The organism is Streptomyces silvisoli, assembly GCF_029269905.1.
In the GTDB taxonomy this organism is placed as follows: Bacteria; Actinomycetota; Actinomycetes; order Streptomycetales; family Streptomycetaceae; genus Streptantibioticus_A; species Streptantibioticus_A silvisoli_A.
Genome location: NZ_JARJBC010000064.1, coordinates 1 through 1,355, shown reverse-complemented (window position 1 = coordinate 1,355; position 1,355 = coordinate 1). Strand labels below are relative to the sequence as shown.

Sequence of the window (1,355 nt, the reverse complement as noted above, 5' to 3'; positions counted from 1 at the left end):
CTAGTACTGCAATCACAGTTATGGGGTGTGGCCTCGGCGTTTGTAGTGGCTGCGGCGGGCTCGGGTCTGGCTGAGGCGTCGCCACCACGACCAGCGCAGATGATGCGTCGGAGCGAGATGGCGGGGGTGGAGGACCAGGCCGATGAGGCGCCGGATCTCCGCGACGGACAGGGGTATCAGGTCGCTTTGTCCTAATCGGCAGCCCCTTTTTCCAGCTCGTTGGCGCGGATGGCGGTCAGCGCGGCGAGGGCGGCCATGGCCAGGGTGATGTGCCGGTACCAGGCGTCGTAGCGGCGGACCTGGTAGTGGTCCAGGCCGCACTCGTTCTTCGCGACCTGGAACGACTCCTCGATCGCCCACCTGGCGGCGGCGACCTTGACCAGGTCTTTCAGGCGGGTGGCGACGGGGCCGAAGCAGACGTAGTGGGCGATCTCGGTCGGGTCGCTGACCGAGCGACGGGCCAGGACCCAGTGTCCGACACCGTCCTCCCACATCGGTCGGATTGCCACCCGGGCCCAGTCGTAGACCCGCTCGCCGTGGGAGCCCCGGCCGCCGGACAGGCGCTTCCAGGCCTGCCGTGGCAGGGCGCCGACGAGCTCGTCGACCCGGACTTCACGCCAACCGGTCGTGATCACGGTGTCGTTGACCCTGGTGGCCAGCACATACCCGACGCCGCGTTGCTCCAGCCAGACCCGAAGGTGCTTGACCTGCCCGTAGGCCTCGTCTGCGGTCACCCACGCGAACGGCACCCCCGCGTCGATCGCGCGCTGCAGCATCCACCGGAAGTGCTCGTTCTTCGTCGCGAACGGCACATCATCGGGCACGCCGGCCGTGCGGCAGCGCTCCCGGTCGTCCGTCCACGAGGCCGGCAGGTACAGCTCGCGGTCGATCAACGCGCGGCCCTTGGCGGAGGCGTAGGCCAGGAACGTGCCGATCTGGGAGTTCTCCGTTCGCCCTGCCGTCCCGGTGTACTGCCGTTGGACCCCGGCCGACCGCGAGCCCTTTTTCAGGAAGCCGGTGTCGTCGCCGATCAGGATGCCGTCTTTGGCGCCGATCGTCCCCACGACGAAGTCCCGCACGTCGTCGCGGACACCGTCCGCGTCCCAGTCCGCCTCGGCCAGTAGGCGCTGCATCCCGATCGGATGTCCCTCGCCCGCGCGCTCCGCGAGCGTCCACCCGTTCTTCCTCTCCAGCGGAGCGATCAGCCCCGCCATATACGTCAAAGCGCGCGCACGCGGCTCCGACCTGGAGAAACGCGCAGCGAACCGCGCGTGCAGCCCAGACAGCATCTCCTGCCAGGCCTCAACCTGCCCCACCCCGAGATCCAACGACACCGCAGCACACAACCACACAGC

General features: G+C 68.8%; 1 protein-coding gene. It reads right to left on the bottom strand.

Features of this window, described 5'->3' with window-relative positions:
- Positions 1-191 precede the first annotated feature (191 nt).
- Positions 192-1,334, bottom strand: a complete 1,143-nt coding sequence (locus P3G67_RS35695; protein WP_391858426.1) for an IS701 family transposase — start codon at positions 1,332-1,334, stop codon at positions 192-194.
- Positions 1,335-1,355 lie beyond the last annotated feature (21 nt).